The sequence below is a fragment of the Acetobacter pasteurianus genome (assembly GCF_009914215.2).
In the GTDB taxonomy this organism is placed as follows: Bacteria; Pseudomonadota; Alphaproteobacteria; order Acetobacterales; family Acetobacteraceae; genus Acetobacter; species Acetobacter pasteurianus.
In genome coordinates, this window is the sequence record NZ_CP039846.2 from 1,857,600 (window position 1) to 1,874,922 (window position 17,323).

Here is a 17,323-nt window from a genome sequence, read left to right on the forward strand (position 1 = left end):
GGTCAAGGCTGACACATCTTGGGTTATTAAAACAAATAGCCCAAGTCAGTGCAAAAACAGCGAGAGCATAATGCAGAATATTTCAGAACATTCCGAAAAGCTGGAAAGTGACGCTGCTCAACAGACAGAGGGGAAGGAGCGTTATGTTCTTCGCGCTGGCGGTGCGGTTGGAGCTGGAGCGCTTATAGCGGTTCTTCTTTTGCATGGAGCTGGTGTGTGGGGGCTGATGTATGGGATGGGCACGAAGGCGAGCGTGCCTGTCGAGCATCCGCCGATCAAGGCTGAGATGCTGCCACCACCTCAGCCGCCACCGCCGCCACCTCCACCGCCGCCACCACCGCCGGTGATGGCCGAGCCGCCGCCGCCATATATTCCGCCACCCAAAATCAAGGTGCCACCGCCACCCAAGCCGCCCATCAAGCACGTGGCCAAGGCGCCGCCCAAACACCCGGCGCCCCCACAAACCAAAACGGCGAAGGCCCCACCAGCCAACACCGAGCCCGCAGCCAGCGCACCCCCATCCGATGCGCCGGACACCACGGCCGGCACCGCGCCGCTCAACCACGTGCAGCCGGTCTATCCGCCAGAAATGGAGGAAGACAACATTGAAGGCCGCGTGACAGTAGCCTGCGATGTGGAGCCTACGGGCATGACCAGCAACTGCCAGGTGCAGTCGGTCTCCGGTGGTCAGGCCTTTGCGCAGGCGGCGTTGGATTACGTGCACAAGGCCCGCTATCGCCCGGCCACACGCAATGGCGCACCGGTGAAGGAACTGCACAAGGTCTACGTCATTCGCTTTAGGCTGGATGACTGAGATCAGCTTACGAACATACTAACGGATTGCCCGGCCCATAACGGCCACACCCCGCCGGATCGGGCCCTGATGATGAGGATTATGAGGAAGATGACCAGACTGCCCCGTTCTTTTGTGTCAGGTCTTGCGGCTCCGGCTCTGGCGCTGCTGATGAGCACTGCAGCCCCAGTGGCAGCCCTTGCGCAGGATGCGGCCCCCGCAGCGCCAGCGGCCACGGCACCGGCTCCTGATGCGGCGCCATCTTCCGCACCGGCACCTGCCGCCACACCGGATGCAGCCCCTGCGGCTCCAGCACCCGCCGCCAGCGCTCCGGCCGAACAGGCCCCACCTGCGGCAGACACCAAGGAAGAAGCCAACCCCTACGGTCTGGGGGCCCTGTGGTCCAATGGGGATATCATTGCCCGCGGCGTGCTGCTGATCATGCTCACCATGTCTCTGGGCACATGGTATATCATGATCACCAAGTTCATTGAGCAGGCCCGCCTGTTTGCGGCCGCCAAGGAAGCCACCAAAAGCTTCTGGACCAAGCACAGCATTCAGGAAGGGGCTTCCGCTCTGACCTCCACATCCCCGTTCCGCTACATCGCCGATACCGGTATTGTGGCTGCCGAGCACCATGAAGGCACGATGCAGGAAAGCATCGACCTGCATAGCTGGACGGGCATGTCCATCCAGCGCGCGGTGAACAACATCCAGAACAGCCTGCAAAAGGGTCTGGCGTTTCTGGGCACCGTGGGCTCCACCTCTCCGTTCATCGGTCTGTTCGGCACGGTGTGGGGGATCTACCATGCGCTGACAGCCATCGGCATTGCCGGTCAGGCCTCCATCGACAAGGTGGCAGGTCCGGTGGGTGAATCCCTGATCATGACGGCCATTGGTCTGGCCACCGCTGTGCCGGCCGTTCTGGGCTACAACCTGCTGGTGCGCCGCAACAAGACCGCCATGGATCTGGTGCGCGACTTTGCCTCTGACCTGCAGTCCATCCTCATCGGGGGTGTGCGTCATGGCGCTGCGGTAGACCAGATTGTGGTGCGCCCGGACAACTCCCCCACCACGGCCACGGTGTCCAACCGCGTCGGATAATCAACGGGTCAGGTCAAGGCAAGGAGAACGCTTATGGGCATGCAGGTTGGCGATAGCGGCGGGGAAGACGACGTCGTCTCCGCCATCAACACCACACCGCTTGTGGATGTGATGCTGGTGCTGCTGATCATCTTTCTGATCACCATTCCGGTGGCGACACATACCGTGAAGGTGCAGCTGCCCAAGGACATGAACCAGCCCACCCAGACCAAGCTGAGCAATGTGGTTCTGGCAGTCACGGCGGATGGTCAGACCTTCTGGGATGAAACGCCGATCAAGGACCGGGCCGACCTTCTGGCCCGGCTGGAGAAGGCGGCGGTGCAAAAGCCGCAGCCGCAGATCCAGATCCGCGGGGATGTGACCACACGCTATGAGAGTGTGGGCCGTCTGGTGGCGACGTGTCAGGAAGCGGGCATCAGCCATATCGATTTCATTACGGAAAAGCCGAAATAGGCAGGGGCGGGTGGCGCAGCACGCCACCCCATCCTGTGGGGGAGAGCACAGGCCATGGGCATGAATGTTGGCTCGGAGAGCACAACGGAAGATGAAGGCATTGTCGACATCAACACCACGCCGCTGATTGACGTGATGCTGGTGTTGCTGATCATGCTGATCATCACCATCCCGTTGCAGACGCAGGCGGTCTCGATTGATCTGCCGCAGGGCAACCCGCCGCCCAGCACGGAAGAAACACCTGTGGTGACGCTGGTTGTGGATTTTGACAACTCGCTGACCTGGAATGGCCAGCCCATCAATGGCGAGGCCGATCTGCAGGCGCATCTGCGTGAGATCGCCAGCGGGCCAGAGGCCTCCCGCCCGGAGTTCCACCTCCAGCCCAACCGTCTGGCCGACTACAAGACCGTCATCCACGTCATGGCCGACGCACAGCGCCTCGGCGTCACAAAACTCGGAATCGTCGGACAGGAACAGTTCGCTGACGGTAAGTGAAAGAGAGGCTCTCTCTTTAGGAATATTTTCTTAAAGAGAGAGCCGCCTTGAGGGCAGGTTAAAGAAAAGCATATTTATTTTGTGGGTTTTTTAGTGGGCTTTTCAGGAGGCCCTTTATCTCCGGTAAAACCGGTTTGAGACGGTGGGTCACTGGCAGGAAAGCTTTCATCCAAAGCTTCATCAAGTTTTTCGTCTTGAGCCTGCTTTTTGCTGTCTTTGTTTTTCTTTTCGGCCATAACAAACCTCATACATATTACTGTGGAAGCCAGCCGCATCAAACCTTGCAGGACCTCTGAGTGTCTGCCTGATTGGTGTAGGGCGTTTAAATACAACGCCTCCCGCAAGTAAGGTTTCCGTTTTTGTAATTCCGAAAAATATTTTTGTGCTCTATTTTGAAGATATTCTTTTGTATCATGGTGATGTTTTAAAAACCTCTGTAGCCAAGTTGCGCTGTGCACGGCATTCTTGCGCCAGAAAATCCAGTAAAGCGCGAACAGCAGGAACAAGCCCACGGCGAGATGGAAACACCGCGTGAATAATACCCGCCTGCGGGTGCCAGCCGGGTAAAATGCGCACGAGGCGCCCTGCTTCAATATCCTGCCACACCATCATGGTGGGCATTTGCACAATACCAGCACCTACAAGGGCTGCTTCTCGCAGCACAGCCATATCGTCTGTTGCCAATCGTGGTTCATGAAAAATGGTTGCGGTTTGTCCTTCCTGATTTTCGAGCAACCAAGAGTGAGAACCCGGCGTGGTATGAAAATCCAGGCTGGGAAAAGCGTTTAAATCAGCCGGAGAAGCCAGTGGGTGAGGCACAAGGGTAGGTGCTGCAATCAAACACTGCGTACTGGTATCAAGCGTGCGCATTACAAGATCTGATGCAGCAATGGGCGGAAACCGCACGCGTATTGCAAGGTCCATGCCTTCTTTCAAGACATCTACACGTCGGTTAGTGCTTTCAAGCTGAAGCGTTACGGCTGGATAAAGCATGATAAAGCGGGCGAGTAAGGCACCAAACTGAAAGTTAAGTAACGCTACAGGGCAGCTTAGGCGTACAAGCCCACAAGGTTCAGTTTGCAGTTGAGCTACAGAGCGCTCAGCCGTGTCTGCTTCATCCAACATGGCAATACAGTGTTCGTAAAAGCGGTGTCCTGTTTCTGTAACGCTAAAGTGGCGTGATGAGCGTTGGATCAGGCGCGCATGCAAGCGTTCTTCCAAAAGGCGGATACGGCGGCTTAGGAGGGATTTTTGTAAGCCAGTTGCACGTGCAGCGGCAGAAAAACCACCATATTTTACAACCTGCACAAAATATCCAAAGTCGTTAAGGTCTCTCATCGTTCTGCCTATGCAACGCAATGTTTTATTTGGAAATCTTTATGCGACGATAAGAAGGGTGCATGTTTCGTGTCAACAAAAGGCGCATAGAGCGCTCTTGCTTCAGACAGGACAAAGGTCATGCAGAAGAAAATTCTCGGTCGTTATGGAAATGAGCGTGGGCACTGGGTTGGTGATGGTTTTCCGGTGCGCTCTCTATTTTCCTATACGGATTTTGGTGAGCATCTGAGCCCGTTTCTGCTGTTGGACTATGCTGGCCCGCATAAGTTTGAACCTACAGATAAACGGCGTGGTGTTGGCCAGCATCCGCACAAAGGGTTTGAAACTGTTACCATTGTTTATGATGGTGAAGTGGAACACCGTGATTCATCTGGCGGCGGCGGTATTATTGGCCCCGGAGATGTGCAGTGGATGACAGCAGGCAACGGTATCCAGCACGAGGAGTTTCATTCTCCAGCTTATGCAAAAGTTGGAGGGGATTTTCGGATGGTGCAGTTGTGGGTCAATTTGCCAGCCAAAGATAAAGCTGTGCCAGCTGGTTATCAAACCATTCAGGCTGCGGATATTCCAACCATTGCCTTTCCAGATAACAGAGGCAGCCTACGGGTTATTGCGGGAGACTATGAAGGGCAGCATGGCCCTGCACGTATTTTCTCCCCACTGAACGTGTGGGATGGAAAACTGGAAGAAGGGGCAGACATCACACTCTCTCTTCCTGCGGGACATAACGCGGCTATTGTTTCACTTGAAGGAAAGTTGATTGTGAATGGCGCGGAAGAAGTGGGAAGCGCGCAATTCGCACTTCTGGAGCGGGAGGGAACGCAGGTTACATTACAGGCTCCCAAAGCTTCCAGCTTTCTTGTTTTAACTGGTGCGCCGTTGCATGAGCCTATTGCGGGATATGGACCGTTTGTCATGAACACACGGGAGGAAATCCGTCAGGCGATTGAAGATTTTAACAGCGGACGTTTTGGCGCCATTTCGGCCTGATACGCCATGCCATCCATGACGGTCTAATTTTTCAATAATCAGTTCAAGGCAGGATAGAAGCATGACACAGGAAAAAGAACAGCTGTATTTTGTGACAATGTTGGGAAGCCTGCGCAAGGCATCTTATAACGGTATTGTAGCACGCACGTTACCTGCATTGGCGCCAGAGGACATAACTATTTCGGCACTCGGGTCCATCGCTGAGTTCCCTCATTATAATCAGGATGTGCAGGAGCAGGGTTTCCCTGCTTCTGTGCTGGCAATGGGGGAGCAGATTAGGAAAGCCGACGGCGTTATTATCGTAACACCAGAATATAATTATTCCGTACCAGGTGTGTTGAAAAATGCGCTCGATTGGCTTTCTCGCCTTACGCCGCAACCATTTGCGCGCAAGCCCGTCGCGCTTCAGACAGTTTCACCCGGCATGATTGGGGGAGCCCGTGCACAGTATCATATACGCCAGAGCATGGTGTTTATGGATGCTCTTGTGTTGAATAGGCCGGAAGTCATGATCGGTCAGGCGGCAGATAAGTTTGATACAGATAAGCTGGAACTGACAGACGAGCGAACGCGCGCTTTTCTTACACGTCAGATACAGGCATTGGCAGATCTTGCACGTAGAGAACAAAAATAGACTATCGGTGGATTTGTGAGGCCGAAAATAAAAAGCCAATAAGGGCCTCACACTTCATTTGTAACAAGAATATGTTCATTGCCGTTAAATAAATGTGTTTTATGTATAATTTCTCTTTCATTTAAGAGCGAGATGAGTAGTCTGCGCGCTTTTCTTCGTGCAGGAGTTCTGTTTCATGAAGCTTTCTTTGGCTTTATCCATGCTGGATGCCGCCTTGGCAGAGGCGCGCCGGATTGAAGTGAATGTATGTGTTTCCATTGTAGATGCCGCAGCATGGCCAATGGCTTTTGCCCGGATGGATGGGGCACCATTAGGTGTGGTTGATGTTAGCCAGAAAAAGGCGCGCACGGCGGCTCTGTTTCAGATGGACAGTGCGGATTTTGCCGCAAAAGGCCACCCGAATGGTGAGGCCTATACACTGGAAAATACAAACGGTGGTTTAACCAGCTTTGGTGGCGGGTTGGTAATTAAAGCCACTGATGGTTCCTTTTTAGGTGCCATAGGTGTTTCTGGCGCCAAAACGGAAGATGATATTGCCATTGCGCGTGTTGCAATGAAGCAGGCCGTAAATAACTGATCCTATCTTGTTTCTGAGTTTTTAAATGACAACTGCTCCTCAACCTCCTCCCGCAAGCTCCGCGTTCATTGAGCCCCCTCATGGGCGTGCTGCCGCTTTATTTATTCTCACTTTCGGCACTTTTGTTGTTGGAACTGGTGAATTTGCCATTATGGGCATGCTGCCAGAATTTGCTCGTTCCTTACATCTGTCTGCAGCAGATGCAGGATACGCTATTACAGCCTATGCTTTGGGTGTGGTGATTGGCGCGCCGCTTATTACAATTCTGGGTGCGCGGCTTTCGCGTAGAGAGCTTCTGCTTTCTTTGTTGGTGTTGTTTTGTTTCGGGAATTTCCTGAGCATTTGTATGCCCACACCAGAACTGGTTGAAGTGGCACGGTTTATTACTGGCCTGCCGCATGGGGCATTGTTTGGTATTTCTGCGCTTGTTGCGGCTTCCATGGTGGAGCGTTCACGCCGTGGGTGGGCTGTTGGGCGTGTTCTGTCCGGTATTGCCATTTCCACTCTGGTCGGTGCTCCTTTTTCTACATTCGCAGCGGATCATTTTGGATGGCGTGTGGCCTATCTGATTATAGGTATATTTGGCTGCATTACCTTTTTGGGAGTGTGGCGTTATATTCCGGCTGATCAACCCAACCGCAAGAATTCACCGCTTAAAGAAGTTTCTGCCATGGGTAACACGCAGGTTCTGCTTACGTTGCTTACAGCAGCTATTGGCTTTGGCGGCATGTTTGCCATTTATACTTATCTGACCAGTATCCTGCAGAATGTAACGCATGTGCCGGAATGGTCCGTTATGGTGTACATGGTTATCTGGGGCATGGGCATGTTGGTGGGGGCCAATTTGGGCGCATGGCTTGTTGATCGTAAGTTGGATCTGGCTGCAATTCTGGCGCTTGGTGGTAGTGCTATTGTTATGCTGGGCTTTTCTACGGTGCTGCATCAGCCTTTGCTTTTGGCGCTAGCAGTCTTTCTTATTCCAACCTTTGTAAATGGTTTGGGGCCTGCATTGCAGACACGTCTGATGGATTTTGCAGGGGATGCACAAACTCTGGCAGCTTCCCTTAACCATTCTGCATTTAACATTGCCAATGCGTTGGGGGCCGCATTGGGGAGCATGCTGCTGGCGCATCAGTTCGGATATTCTGCTCTGGGTGTTGGCGGGGCTGTTCTCTCCGCTGGTGGTTTGGTTGTGTATCTGCTGGCAATTCTGGTGTTGCGCCGCAGCGGGCAAAAAGAAATCAGACAGCCCATTTCCTGAATGAGAATGATTTATTTATGTAATATGTCATAGTTTATGAAACTATATTCTTAATTATGTATTGAGTTCTGCACGAACGCTTGAAGCTGGAAGGATAATATGCCTTCCAGCTTTTTTGTATTTGCTGAGGGCCAAGAGATTATGTGGGGTAGGGGCAGAGTACCTGCTTGAACCCATTTATACGATCCCACCATAAATGGGATAAGAGTTATAAGACGACTGGTCTAATTATAAATTGACTTCATCTATATCCGTTCATATACAGATAACCAGAACAGGCCATACAGATTCGGTAGGAATATTTCCAGTTTGTATATGGAATTTTACCATCAGGAATTTTTCTGCCCGATAGAAGTTGACCGGTCTATTTTTTGGATGAGGGAGACGATGCCACACATAAGAGCATTCTGCTCTGCCGGGTGCATGCCGCATTTGCGGGCTCGTTCTGCTTTTTCCATTTCACTGTTCACGAGGTAAAAATGGCGTACGCGACAACCAATCCCTATACAGGGGAAGTTCTTGCTAATTTTCCTGAAGCTACAGATCAGGAAGTTCAGACCGCACTGTCCGAAGCTCATGCCGCTTTTGAAAAATGGCGTGATACCTCCTTTGCTGAACGCGCTCGTATTATGAATGCCGCAGCTGCCATTCTGCGTCGTGATGTTGATAAGTATGCCCGTCTGGGCACGCTGGAAATGGGCAAGCTGTTTACAGAGTCCAAGGCAGAAGTTATTCTTTCTGCTGAAATTTTCGAATACTATGCAAAATATGCAGAAGAACTGCTGAAGCCGGAATCTCTGCCGGTTGCTGATCCGGCTGAAGGCAAGGCTGTTCTGGTGCACGAACCTCTGGGTATTGTGCTGGCAATTGAGCCATGGAACTTCCCGTTCTATCAGGTTGTTCGTATTATTGCGCCGCAGCTTTCCGCTGGTAACGCTGTTCTGCTCAAGCACGCTTCCAACCTGCCGCAGTGCGCTGCAGCATGTGAAGAGCTGATGAACGAAGCTGGCCTGCCAAAAGGTCTGTTCCGTAACCTTTATACAGCACGTCGCCACACAGAAGTTATCCTGAAAGATCCTCGCGTTTGCGGTGTGGCTCTGACAGGTTCTGAAGGCGCAGGCACCATTATTGCTGGTGTTGCTGGTAAAGCCCTGAAAAAGGCTACCATGGAACTGGGCGGCGCAGACGCCTTTATTGTTCTGGACGATGCCGACGTAGAAAAAGCAGCTAAATGGGCTGTTATTGGCCGCCATTGGAATGCTGGCCAGGTGTGTGTATCTGCCAAGCGTCTGATTGTTGTAGATGCAGTGTATGATCGCTTCCTGGAACTGTACAAGAAGGGTGTTTCCGAGCTGAAAGCTGGTGACCCGATGGATCCTTCCACAACGCTGGCACCTGTTTGCTCCAAAGGCGCTATGGATGATCTGCACCGCCAGGTTACAGAAGCCATCAAGCATGGTGCAAAGGTTGAAGTGATTGGGCCAGAAGTTCCTGGTAAAGGCGCTTTCTTCCGTCCGCTGCTGATGACCGGTCTGGACGGTAACAACGAAGCCCGTCATTGGGAATTCTTTGGTCCGGTAACGCAGCTGTACCGTGCAAAAGACGAAGACGATGCAATCCGTATCGCCAATGACTCCCCTTACGGCCTTGGTGGCGCTGTCTTTACCAAAGACGAAGCCCGTGGCGCACGTGTGGCTGCAAAAATCCGCACGGGTATGGTATTCATCAACCATCCGCTGGTGCCTAAGGCAGATCTGCCTTTCGGCGGTATCAAGAACTCCGGCTATGGTCGTGAACTGATTGGTCTTGGTATCAAAGAGTTCGTGAACCACAAGCTGATCAACACGGTCGATATCGACGCACCGTTCTGATCATACTGTTAGCAGGCACCTGTAAAGGTGCCTGCTTGCACAGAATACCTATAGTATAAGAAATATAAGTAATTAGAATTATATAGTTTAATAACAAAATAATTCTTTTTAGTAAAAATATTGCTCCCAAAACATAACGTTATCTCCCGCTTACTTCCTGAAAAGAGGCATGTAAACCTGATGTCGTCCAAGTCTGAAATTCTTATTGTCGGTGGCGGAGTGGCAGGACTTGCCCTTGCAACGCGTCTGGGTAAAACACTTGGCCGGCACGGAAAAGCACGTATCACGCTTATTGATAAAAGCTTTTCACATGTATGGAAGCCCATGCTGCATTGCTTTGCCGCAGGCACAGTGCAGAATGAAAATGACCGCATCAGTTTTATGGCGCAGGCCAGCAGCCACAATTTTGAATTCTGGCCCGGTGAAGTTGTTTCTATTGATAGAGAAAAGCGGGAAGTTGTTTTAAGCCCCTTACATGCATCAGACGGCAGCAAGGTTCTGGATAGCAGAACCATGACGTATGATGCCATTGTGCTGTCCATCGGAAGCCGCGCCAATGATTTTGGCACCCCCGGTGTGCTGGAAAACTGTCTGTTTATTGATAATCTTGTTGAAGCGAATGCTTTTAATGAAAAATTCAGAATGGAAATTCTGAAGTCATTTGCTGATAATTCCGAACTAGATATTGCTATTGTTGGCGGCGGGGCCACAGGTACCCAGCTTGCTGCGGAACTTCATAAGTCTCTTGAGATTGTTGACCCGGTCAGCTTGCATGCATTTGGCAAGGCACCGCCAAAACTGAGCATTACTTTGTTACAGTCTGGTGCGCGCATTCTTCCTGCCTTTCCGGAATCTGTTTCCATGGCAGCACAGCAGGAATTGGAGCGGATTGGCGTTAATGTGCGCACATCTGCCCGTGTTGCCGCGGCTGACCCCACAGGGTTTACGTTGAAAGATGGCACACATGTGCCTGCTACCCTGCGCGTATGGGCAGCGGGTGTGAAGGCGCCGGAGGTAACAAAAACTTATGGTGGTCTTTCTCTAAGCCGCTCTGGGCAGATCAACGTTAAACCTAACCTGTGTTCTGTTGATGATGATCGTATTTTTGCAATGGGAGATTGTTCCTACATTGTAGATGATCCGCTGCCCGCTACGGCACAGGTTGCCCGCCAGCAGGCCCATCATCTGGCACAGCATCTGCCTGCATGGCTGGAAAGCGGTAAGGAAGTGCCTTCCTGCATCTTCCATAACAAGGGTGCCATTGTTGCTTTGGGTAACTACAATGGCTGGGCCGCTCTGCCTGGTGGTCGCGTTATGGGTGGCGGTATGCTGCATGGGCTTTCAGCCCGCATAGGCCATATTATGCTGTATCGTCAGCATCAGATAGAACTGTTTGGCTGGATACGCGGCTTGGCTTCCATCTTTGCTGATATGGTGGAAACCGTTATTCGCCCTTCCGTGCGGCTGGATTGATCTGATCTGTGGTGCAACCCAAAAGGGTGAGCGAAGTTTGCCATGCCTCATCCATTGGATGGGATGAATGCGTAATCTTTGTCATCAAGGTTGCACCCAGCCAGAGCTGATAAAGTGAGGATGCAAGTTTATGGGCGGGTAGGGTGGATTGTACAGATCCATCTTCCTGCCCTGTTTTTATAACCTGAGAGAGATGGGTGATAACAGAAGCTGTGCCAGTTTCCATAATACGGCGCATGCGTTCTGATATATCAGAAACCTCTGCGGCCAGTTTAACAATCAGGCATTTATCCCCAACTTGCCCTTTGATATGTGAACAACGCCAGAAATCCAGATAAGAAAATAATTTCTGTGCACCATTTTTATCTGGTGTGGCAAAGAGTGCATGAATATTTATTAAATAATCGTGCATATAGGAGCGGAGCAGTTCCTCTCCAAAAGCCTCTTTAGATGCAAAATAATGGTAAAATGAGCCCTTGGGGATACCCGCAACTTCCAGAATTTGCGAAAGGCCCACGGCTGAAAACCCGCGTTCAGCAATAAGAGCACGTGCAGAATCTACTATTTTCTTTTTTGCGATATCGTGTTTTGTAGGCGTATTCATGAGCACGGAAATATCCTGATTTCTTTCAAAAAAGTTTTTATGTCTTTATCTAAACAGACACAAATATAAGCCTGACGATATCAGGGATGAATGATGTAGCTGTATAATACCATGAGACATGTTCATTTGGGAAACATTGTCGTGGAAACGTTTTTAGGAATATCTGTTTTGGAGAATGGAATCTTCACGCTCATATAAAAAATGAGTATGCAGATTTCACTTATGATATTGTAATTTTTGCTCCACTCTTGAGGCTTCATGAAACAGACAGCGTTTTGTAGGGCAGAGCTTGTAGCCGTTCTTTTGAATGTCAGAAAGGATACGCCCTGTGTGCTCACGCTGGAAAACGGTCAGGCCTTGCCTTCTGGTCCGTTGACCATGGGCGGCCACTCCTTGCAAAAGGAACTATGCCGATGGGTGGAGCAGCAAACAGGTGTGGTCTTGGGCCATACAGAACAGCTTTATACGTTTGCAGATACACAGGTGGCAGATAAAAGCCGCTTGGTACGTATTTCCTATATGGCGTTGATAAGTTCGCACTCAGATCAAACAATCGCAGAACGCTCAATCTATGATTATTTTCCGTGGGAAGACCGCAGAAATACAGAGGCACAGGCTCTGTTGCAGCGTATTGTTTTATGGCTGAAAAATTGGGCCGGAAAAAATGTGGTGCAGCAGCAGAGATGTGCCAGATTGTTCGGTCTGACCCCGCATCCATGGAACGATGAACTGGCTTTAGATCGTTATGAACTGTTGTGGGAAGCCGGTTTGGTGCATGAAGCCAAGCATTTTGAAGGGCAGATCCAATCAGGTTTGCCAATGCAGGCAGATTTCAGGCGCGTTTTGGCAACAGCCCTTTCACGCGTAAGGGCAAAAATTCGTTATACATCTGTCGTGTTTGATTTGTTGCCAGAGATGTTTACACTGTTACAGCTTCAGCAAGCGATGGAAGCATTAGCAGGCTGTTGGATGCACAAGCAAAATTTCAGGCGTCTGGTTTTACAACAAAAACTGGTGGAAGAAACCGGTGCTTTTGATACGCCTCAACAGGGGCGCCCCGCAAAGCTATATCGTTTTCGGCCGGAGGCAGGGCAGAATTGCTATCTGGCAGGCGCTAAATTGCCACTAACGCCATTGTTATAAAAAGTAAGTTAAAAGCGCTTGTTTTTCCCTTGCGGTACATATACTCAAATTGAGCATATGTACCGCAAGGGAGGGTATTCATGTTGGCATTCAATATTCCAGACAGGGATACTCTGTATCAGCCTGTAGCCAGCATTATGGCGAGAGATTTTTGGGAAGACCGGTATGCAGCCGATATTGAGGCGATTATACGCCTTAAAAAGCAGCATAATGCCGTTATTCTTGCGCATAACTATCAAACGCCAGAAATCTTCCATTGTGTGGCTGATATCCGGGGTGATAGCCTTGCTCTTGCACGCGCTGCGCAGAATATAGATGCCGACATTATTTTTATGGCTGGCGTGCATTTTATGGCAGAAACAGCCAAATTACTGAATACAGAAAAGAAAGTTCTTATTCCGGATGTTGCCGCAGGTTGTTCTTTGGCGGAAGGCATTACGGCTGAAAATGTAAGGTACCTTAAACAGGCATATCCGGGTGTGCCTGTTGTAACCTATGTAAACAGCACGGCCGCAGTTAAGGCAGAAAGCGATATCTGCTGCACTTCGGGCAATGCGCGCAAGGTGGTGGAAAGCCTGAACGTTCCACGTGTGATCATGATTCCAGATGAATTTCTGGCGCGTAATATTCAGGCAGAAACCGGAATTGAAATGATAACATGGCCTGCGCATTGTGAGGTGCATGAGCGTTTTACCCCGCAGGAAATTCGGCAGTATCGGCGTATGCATCCGGGGGTAAAAGTTGTGGCGCATCCTGAATGCCCGCCAGAAGTGGTGGAAGCGGCAGATTATTCAGGCTCCACAGCTCAGATGATTACCTATATTGCAGAAGAAAAACCGGAAAAAGTCCTTCTGGTTACTGAATGTTCCATGAGTGATAATTTGGCGGCAGAATACCCAAACACCACTTTCGTGCGTCCATGTAATCTGTGCCCGCATATGAAGCGCATTACATTGCCCGCTATCCGAAAGTCTTTGGAAAATCTGGAGGCTGAGGTTGTTATTCCTGAAGCCTTGCAAGAGCGTGCCCGTTTGGCGGTTGAGCGTATGCTGCGTGTTTAAAGGCTGGGATAGGAGTTTTCTATATATGTCTTACGCAAGCCATTTGCCTGCTTTGTTATGGAAACCTGTTATTCAAACAGCATTGTTTGAAGATCTGGGGCAGGGAGGAGATATTACCACACAAGCATTGGCAGCGCCGGGGCAGAAAATACGCGCAGTATTTCGCGCACGCCATCAGGGTGTTGTTGCGGGGCTTGAAGGGGCCCGGCAGGCTTTTGCGCTTTTAGATGAGCATGTGCAGTTTCGTACCTTCAAGCAGGATGGGGATAGGCTGGCCATTGGTGATGTGCTGGCTGAAGTAGAAGGTGATGCCCTAACTGTTCTGGCGGGAGAGCGGACAGCCTTGAATATTCTCTCTCATCTCAGCGGTATCGCCAGCCAAACGCGCCAGATGGTGGATGCTGTAGCAGGCACAAAAGTGGTTATTTGCTGCACACGCAAAACACTTCCGGGGTTAAGGGCTTTACAAAAATATGCCGTAAAGGCTGGCGGAGGTGGCAATCACCGTTTTCGGTTAGATGATGCTATTTTGATTAAAGATAACCATTTGGCTTTGTGTGGCGGTCAGGTGGATGTGGCTTTGCAAAAGGCACGTGAGCGGGCGGGCCACCTTATGAAAATTGAATTGGAAGTAGATACGCTGGAACAGTTGGAAGCCGCATTGGCCAGTGGTGGTGCCGATGCCTATCTGCTGGATAATATGGATACGGACACCCTGCGCAAAGCAGTAGACATGATTAACGGCTCTGCCATTGCCGAGGCATCAGGCGGGATTACGCATGAAACTGTGCGCGCTATTGCTGAAACCGGGGTGGACGTTATTTCTGCTGGCTGGCTAACGCATAGCGTAAAAGCTTTGGATATTGGGTTGGATTACGTCTAGTTTCGCAAAACATATCCAAAAGCTTTTATACTATATGTAAAACAACCTCATGCTTGCATCTGAAAATCTGCCTGAACAGCCACAGCAGAAACAGGTGGCCAGAACTCAGATGCAATTTGCCCCTGTAATTGAGAAAGCTGCTGTTGTATCCAGCTCATATAATCATGCAGACCACGGATAATAATATCTTCGGCAGTTTGTTCAGCAAGCGTAACACGTAGTTCTGCAACACATTCTTGCAATTGGCTGCAACGTGAACGCAAGCCGGGATAAGATGCTAAAAGTGCCAGTGTTTCATCCATCAGGCGTAAATTGGCTGCCAAGGACCGGGAGAAACCTTCATTTTTTAGTAAGAAGCCCACAATATTGGCAGGTGTAATTGTAACAGGCCGCAAACGGCGGAAGGCATGGTAAGCAGCTGCAGAGCGCAAAACGGCTGTCCATTGCGTAATGTCAATTTCAGAGCCAGGGGCTTCCCCTTGGGGCAGCAGCATATGGTAGCGAATGTCTACCAAGCGCGTAATTTGGTCACACCGTTCAAGCGTTTTGCCCAGTTTATAAAAAAGCCATGCCTGGTCACGGTAAAGCGTGCCTTCCGTGACGCCAAAATGGGCCTGACAATCCTGTTTGATATGTGTGCACAGACTTGAAAGGCTGTTTTGATAAATATCTTTTTCCTTCAAGTCCAAAACCCAGCGCGTGAACACATTTAACTGTGTCCACATTTCAATAGAAACGAGGGGACGAACCGCGCGCGCATTTTCACGTATAGCATGGGCAGTTGCGCAGATAGAGGCCGGGTTTGCCTGTTCTGTCAGATAAAAGCTGGCTACGGCATCTGCATCACCAGATGGATGTAGGGCAAGGAAAGTCTGCTCGTCCGAGTTAATTTGCACAATAGAATGCCATGCAATTTGGCCATTGGCATCGCGCACAAATGTTTCTGTCACTTCTAGAAGGCGGGCCAGATTTTCTGTGCGCTCCATATAGCGTGCCAGCCACATCATGCATTCGGCGTAGCGAGAGAGCAGGTGGCCCTGTGTTTCGTTCATCATGATGCCATCACCCATGTATCTTTAGAACCACCACCTTGAGATGAATTCACCACCAGAGACCCTTTGCGAAGTGCTACACGGGCCAAGCCTCCAGGCAGCACCCATACAGAGCGACCAGTTAGAGCAAAGGGGCGGAGGTCCACATGCCGTGCTTCCACGCCATCTGGGCAGAGGGTGGGGGTGACAGACAGATTGATAACGGGTTGGCTGATATAGTTGGAAGGATCCGCCAGTAATTTTTCCCTAAAATCTGCCAGTTCTTTCTGGCTGGCGTGCGGCCCAATTAACAGACCATATCCTCCTGATTCCCCAACAGGTTTTATAACCAGCTTGTTCATATTGGCTAACGTATAAGCAAGTCCGTCTGGTTCTGCGCAGATATGCGTTTCAACACTTTGCAGAATGGGGTCTTGCCCTAAATAGTACCGGATAATGCGCGGCATATAAGCGTATACGGCTTTATCATCGGCAACACCTGTGCCCAAGGCGTTGGCAAGGGTAACGTTGCCGCGTCGATACGCGTCTACCAATCCGGGAACGCCCAGAAGGCTGTTCGGGTTAAACGCGAGTGGGTCCAGGAAGTCATCATTCAGGCGACGATAAATGGCATGCACGGCCCGCGGTCCGTTAACCGTGCGCATAAACACCCGATGGTTTTCTACAAATAGATCTTTACCTTCCACAAGGGGCACGCCCATCTCGCGGGAAAGAAAAACATGCTCAAAGTAAGCAGAATTATAAATGCCAGGCGAAAGAAGAACGACTTGTGGATCAACCACACCTTCAGGCGCCACTTCGCATAGAGTCTGATGTAGGCGTAGGCCATATTCTTCAACCGAGCGAATGGGCAGACCAGATGCCAGATCCGGCATAAGGCGCAGCATCATATGTCGGTTTTCAATAACGTAGGATACGCCGGAGGGCGTGCGGGCATTATCTTCCAAAATCAGAAACTGGCCGTTATCGTCCCGTATCAGATCGGTGCCGTTGATATGCACATAAACGCCGCCCGGAACATCTACCCCCACCATGGCCTCACAGTAATTGGGGTTATTCAGCACCAGTTCGGCGGGAAGGATGCCATCTCGCAGGATGTTTCGATCATGATAAATATCATGCAAAAACAGATTGATGGCTTGAATACGCTGCTGCACACCCCGCTCTACGTGGTCCCACTCCTGCGCGGTAATAACACGGGGGATGGCATCAAACGGTAGAATACGGTCGATAGCTTCCTTATCTGAATACACCGTAAAGGTAATGCCCATACGGTAGAGCTGGGCTTCTGCGGCCTGCGTTCTGCGGCGTAGTTCCGGCAGACTGAGTGCGGCAAGTCGGTCTTTTACACATTGTAAGGTGGGGGGCGTTGGATCACGCCGATTCATCAACTCACAAAAAAAATCAGGGATGCGGTAATTATCCAGTAATCCTGAGAAAGTCGCCTGAGGGGGAGCATGCAGGGCTGTTGGTGTCATGGTTTCTCTCCCGTCAGGTTGGCGGCCAATGTGGCCTCAACTTGTTTCACTACCGAATTAACTGAACAGGTTTCCAGATGTTTGCCAAGTCTAAAAACGCGGCTACTTGAGCA

At 50.7% G+C, this 17,323-nt stretch carries 18 protein-coding genes; 13 read left to right on the forward strand and 5 right to left on the reverse strand.

Annotation, left to right across the window (positions count from 1 at the left end; genetic code table 11):
- The first annotated feature begins 70 nt into the window (after positions 1–70).
- The 4 genes from FCN51_RS22230 to FCN51_RS22245 all read left to right on the forward strand — a co-directional run bounded on the left by FCN51_RS22230 (position 71) and on the right by FCN51_RS22245 (position 2,845).
- On the forward strand, positions 71–814 hold the full coding sequence (locus tag FCN51_RS22230; protein WP_160256895.1) for an energy transducer TonB: 744 nt from the start codon (positions 71–73) through the stop codon (positions 812–814).
- A gap of 69 nt (positions 815–883) precedes the next feature.
- Complete coding sequence (locus FCN51_RS22235) at positions 884–1,897, forward strand: MotA/TolQ/ExbB proton channel family protein (RefSeq protein ID WP_374727184.1); 1,014 nt, start codon at positions 884–886, stop codon at positions 1,895–1,897.
- Positions 1,898–1,930: 33 nt separating this feature from the next.
- Positions 1,931–2,350 (forward strand): ExbD/TolR family protein, encoded by a 420-nt coding sequence (locus FCN51_RS22240; RefSeq protein WP_003627566.1) that lies wholly within the window; start codon positions 1,931–1,933, stop codon positions 2,348–2,350.
- Positions 2,351–2,404: 54 nt separating this feature from the next.
- Entirely contained in the window at positions 2,405–2,845 is a 441-nt protein-coding gene (locus tag FCN51_RS22245; protein WP_012812288.1) for an ExbD/TolR family protein, read from the forward strand.
- A gap of 74 nt (positions 2,846–2,919) precedes the next feature.
- On the opposite strand, the gene FCN51_RS22250 is transcribed toward FCN51_RS22245, so the two are convergent.
- Positions 2,920–3,081: a hypothetical protein gene (locus tag FCN51_RS22250; RefSeq protein WP_162010038.1), complete on the reverse strand. Its 162-nt coding sequence runs from the start codon at positions 3,079–3,081 to the stop codon at positions 2,920–2,922.
- Between the two features lie 175 nt (positions 3,082–3,256).
- A complete protein-coding gene (locus FCN51_RS22255; RefSeq protein WP_160256897.1) occupies positions 3,257–4,183 on the reverse strand; it encodes a LysR substrate-binding domain-containing protein in 927 nt (308 codons plus the stop codon).
- A gap of 120 nt (positions 4,184–4,303) precedes the next feature.
- Here FCN51_RS22255 and FCN51_RS22260 point away from each other — a divergent pair, with 120 nt between their 5' ends.
- The 6 genes from FCN51_RS22260 (at position 4,304) to FCN51_RS22285 (ending at position 10,989) form a co-directional block, all read left to right on the forward strand.
- Positions 4,304–5,173, forward strand: coding sequence for a pirin family protein (locus FCN51_RS22260; protein WP_160256898.1), 870 nt, complete (start codon positions 4,304–4,306; stop codon positions 5,171–5,173).
- A 61-nt stretch (positions 5,174–5,234) separates the two neighbouring features.
- The gene (locus FCN51_RS22265) at positions 5,235–5,807 is read left to right on the forward strand and encodes an NADPH-dependent FMN reductase (protein WP_003625843.1); all 573 of its coding nucleotides are present in this window, start codon (positions 5,235–5,237) and stop codon (positions 5,805–5,807) included.
- 175 nt (positions 5,808–5,982) lie between these two features.
- Positions 5,983–6,384 (forward strand): GlcG/HbpS family heme-binding protein, encoded by a 402-nt coding sequence (locus FCN51_RS22270; protein ID WP_041632539.1) that lies wholly within the window; start codon positions 5,983–5,985, stop codon positions 6,382–6,384.
- A gap of 25 nt (positions 6,385–6,409) precedes the next feature.
- Entirely contained in the window at positions 6,410–7,645 is a 1,236-nt protein-coding gene (locus FCN51_RS22275) for an MFS transporter (RefSeq protein ID WP_003625840.1), read from the forward strand.
- Between the two features lie 479 nt (positions 7,646–8,124).
- Entirely contained in the window at positions 8,125–9,516 is a 1,392-nt protein-coding gene (locus FCN51_RS22280) for an NAD-dependent succinate-semialdehyde dehydrogenase (protein WP_160256899.1), read from the forward strand.
- A gap of 180 nt (positions 9,517–9,696) precedes the next feature.
- The gene (locus tag FCN51_RS22285; RefSeq protein ID WP_014457245.1) at positions 9,697–10,989 is read left to right on the forward strand and encodes an NAD(P)/FAD-dependent oxidoreductase; all 1,293 of its coding nucleotides are present in this window, start codon (positions 9,697–9,699) and stop codon (positions 10,987–10,989) included.
- Here the strand turns inward: FCN51_RS22285 and FCN51_RS22290 are convergent.
- Positions 10,961–11,593 (reverse strand): TetR/AcrR family transcriptional regulator, encoded by a 633-nt coding sequence (locus FCN51_RS22290; RefSeq protein WP_020944335.1) that lies wholly within the window; start codon positions 11,591–11,593, stop codon positions 10,961–10,963. The genes FCN51_RS22285 and FCN51_RS22290 overlap by 29 nt on opposite strands.
- 258 nt (positions 11,594–11,851) lie before the next feature.
- Between FCN51_RS22290 and FCN51_RS22295 the strand changes: the two genes are divergently transcribed.
- The 3 genes from FCN51_RS22295 to nadC all read left to right on the forward strand — a co-directional run bounded on the left by FCN51_RS22295 (position 11,852) and on the right by nadC (position 14,680).
- The gene (locus FCN51_RS22295; RefSeq protein ID WP_160256900.1) at positions 11,852–12,736 is read left to right on the forward strand and encodes an NUDIX hydrolase; all 885 of its coding nucleotides are present in this window, start codon (positions 11,852–11,854) and stop codon (positions 12,734–12,736) included.
- An 80-nt stretch (positions 12,737–12,816) separates the two neighbouring features.
- On the forward strand, positions 12,817–13,797 hold the full coding sequence (gene nadA / locus FCN51_RS22300; protein ID WP_160256901.1) for a quinolinate synthase NadA: 981 nt from the start codon (positions 12,817–12,819) through the stop codon (positions 13,795–13,797).
- Positions 13,798–13,822: 25 nt separating this feature from the next.
- Positions 13,823–14,680: a carboxylating nicotinate-nucleotide diphosphorylase gene (gene nadC / locus FCN51_RS22305; RefSeq protein WP_014457241.1), complete on the forward strand. Its 858-nt coding sequence runs from the start codon at positions 13,823–13,825 to the stop codon at positions 14,678–14,680.
- 47 nt (positions 14,681–14,727) lie between these two features.
- On the opposite strand, the gene FCN51_RS22310 is transcribed toward nadC, so the two are convergent.
- Positions 14,728–15,732, reverse strand: a complete 1,005-nt coding sequence (locus FCN51_RS22310) for an alpha-E domain-containing protein (RefSeq protein WP_174714346.1) — start codon at positions 15,730–15,732, stop codon at positions 14,728–14,730.
- On the reverse strand, positions 15,732–17,210 hold the full coding sequence (locus FCN51_RS22315) for a circularly permuted type 2 ATP-grasp protein (RefSeq protein WP_160256902.1): 1,479 nt from the start codon (positions 17,208–17,210) through the stop codon (positions 15,732–15,734). The genes FCN51_RS22310 and FCN51_RS22315 overlap by 1 nt, the downstream gene beginning before the upstream one ends.
- Between the last annotated feature and the right edge of the window lie 113 nt (positions 17,211–17,323).